Annotated in this window: 2 protein-coding genes; both read right to left on the bottom strand. The window is 36.5% G+C overall.

Annotated features, from left to right (window positions below):
- Positions 1–36 precede the first annotated feature (36 nt).
- Positions 37–801, bottom strand: a complete 765-nt coding sequence (istB, locus tag ACM6HU_RS25395; protein WP_016132952.1) for an IS21-like element helper ATPase IstB — start codon at positions 799–801, stop codon at positions 37–39.
- A complete protein-coding gene (istA, locus tag ACM6HU_RS25390; protein WP_242227521.1) occupies positions 794–2,371 on the bottom strand; it encodes an IS21 family transposase in 1,578 nt (525 codons plus the stop codon). The genes istB and istA overlap by 8 nt, the downstream gene beginning before the upstream one ends.
- Between the last annotated feature and the right edge of the window lie 120 nt (positions 2,372–2,491).

Raw genomic sequence — 2,491 nt, 5'->3', positions numbered from 1 at the left:
TGTAACCGTCAAGTAGAATTGAACACTTTTTGCTCATTAACTTTGAACACTTTCGTGCTCAAAAATGGTAACTCTATGTTTCATACGATAACTATCACCATTTAAGTGAATAACTTCTGCACGATGAACAATTCTATCTAGTATAGCTGTCGTGATACCGGGATCTCCAAGAAGTTCTCCCCATTCACTTGGGCCCTTGTTGGACGTCAATATGATTGACGAATGGTTATACAAATCGTTGATTAAGTGAAAAAAGAGATTGGCTTCTCGCTGATCCATAGCCATAAACATTAAATCGTCTATAATGACGAGGTGTGCTTCTCGAATTCTTTTCATTTGTGTTTGAGCTCTTCGAGTAAATTCCTCTGTTTTTAATGTGTGTATGAGTTCTCCCATTGAAATAAACATCACCTTATATCCCTGATAAATTGCTTCTATGCCGAGTCCGGCTGCCAGATGGGTTTTGCCAACACCTGGCGGTCCAAGAATAATAAGATTAAACAATTGATCTAACCAAGTTAAATCTTTCAATTGATTTAATTGTTTTTGACTTAGTGATTGTTGTTCTGACAAATTAAATTCGTCTAACGTTTTGTGATAGGGAAGTGTAGCCCACTTTAACCGCCTCTCAATTAACTTTTCTTCCCTACGTTTTTGCTCGTACTTTAATACATTTCGAAGAAAAGTTAGATAGGAATATTGATTCTTATTAGACCTGTCCACTAAATTTGGAAGTTCTTGAGCTGTTTCAGACAAGTGTAATGAACGTAGTAAATCTTGAGCTTGTTTGAGTTCACTCATGGTGGCCGCCCTCCAAGATAACAAGATATTCATTGATGTCTCTTTTTTCTGGAATTGTAGATACAACTGAAAGTGCTTGGACATGTAACGTTTCAATTGTACAATCATCATCAATTGATGTGGTCACTTGTTGTCGGTGTAAGTGAGCGACAATGTCTGTAAATTCATTTGCACTATATAATTTTCGACTGATACACTCTGATAATGCCTGTTCTAATACCGTTTCCTTTGTTTGGTGAATTTGTTTGCTCATTAGTTGTAACTGATCACGTATATAACGAGGATGATTTTTTCTTACTTTCTCTAAATATTCTTTTGCTATTTCTGGCTTTTGGAAATGCTTAGACAACGTTTCTATATATGCACTAATACCCCGTGATCGATCACGGGTGTGATTGCGATCTTGCACCAGTTGTCCCTTTCCTTGACAAATATTGTGTTTACCTATGATTTCACCTGTTTCTGAATCACAAATCTTCAAAATTTCGCCTTCAATTGATAAACAAACCACTTTTCCATACGGAGAATACGTGCCTAATGGGACTGAATAGCGATTTGATTTATACAAAACTGTGTTGTCCTTTCGGACAGTCCTTGTTATACTTGTGCTAGTTGGTTTTTGATCAATATTTCCAGTATTGATCATCTGTGAGGTTGGTCGTAAGTGTTGTTTTTCAAGGGTAAACACTTCGATTGGCCTCTTTTTTATTGTATGATGAGTTTTGTTGTTTCCTGTTCGTTGTAACCATTTCTGTCCTTGTTCATTCCATGAGTCTAAGTGAGTAAAAATACGATGCTTGGCAAAATTATATTTAATAAATCCCACCACGTTTTCTATACGCCCCTTACTCTCTGGATCAGCTCTCCGGCATACCCGTAATTTAAAATCGCGGTCTCTACGGTATGTCTCGAATTCTGAAGTAAGAATTAGATCACCTGCATTTTCACTTACCACGATTAAATTATCCTGATCATAAACCAACTCAAAAGGGATTCCTTCAAAATAATAAAAGGCATTTTCATGTGCTTGAATAACATCCCTTGTAGTAAATGGCCGATCTAACCACTCCATATATTTATAACGGGAGTGGGACAATACAAATGCAATAAAATACAGTTTTATGCTTTTTCCCTCAATGTTTTTTTGCGTTGTCATCCCAAAATCAACCTGTGCTTGTTGTCCCATAGGTGGATCAGGTATTGCTTCATAGGAACGAGATCTTGTTTCTTTTGGGATATCGTACTCAGAACGAAGTTCTTTAACGTAAGAGCGTACTGTACTTTCTCCCACTTGCACATCCCCATATCTTTCGTGTAACCAATCATATATTTGTGCTGCTGATACATCTGGATATTTTCTTAACCAGCTAAGAATCAGTGTTTTATGTTTGTCTAGTTTCTTTGTTCTAAATTGCATCGCGTCTAACCATTCCGCCATCTCTTTTGGTGCCTTATTAAGATAACGGTATAGTGTTGTTCTTGATATTTGTAACTTTTTAGCGATATTGCTCTTTGAGAAACCTTGTTTTAATAATTGATGAATTTCCATGTACACTTGCCATTTTTCCACCTTTCATATCCCCCTATATCATGATATCTCCTCTCAATCTATCATGATATGGAAGTTATTTGGTAAAAAAGTGTTCAATCTTGGTTGTCGGAAACTGTCTACTTTAGTTTAGCAGTCACA

The sequence above is a fragment of the Bacillus sp. IT-79MI2 genome (assembly GCF_949768135.1).
Lineage (GTDB): Bacteria > Bacillota > Bacilli > Bacillales > Bacillaceae_G > Bacillus_A > Bacillus_A pseudomycoides.
Note: the sequence above shows the minus strand (reverse complement) of the source record. Positions and strands in the feature narration are given on the sequence as shown.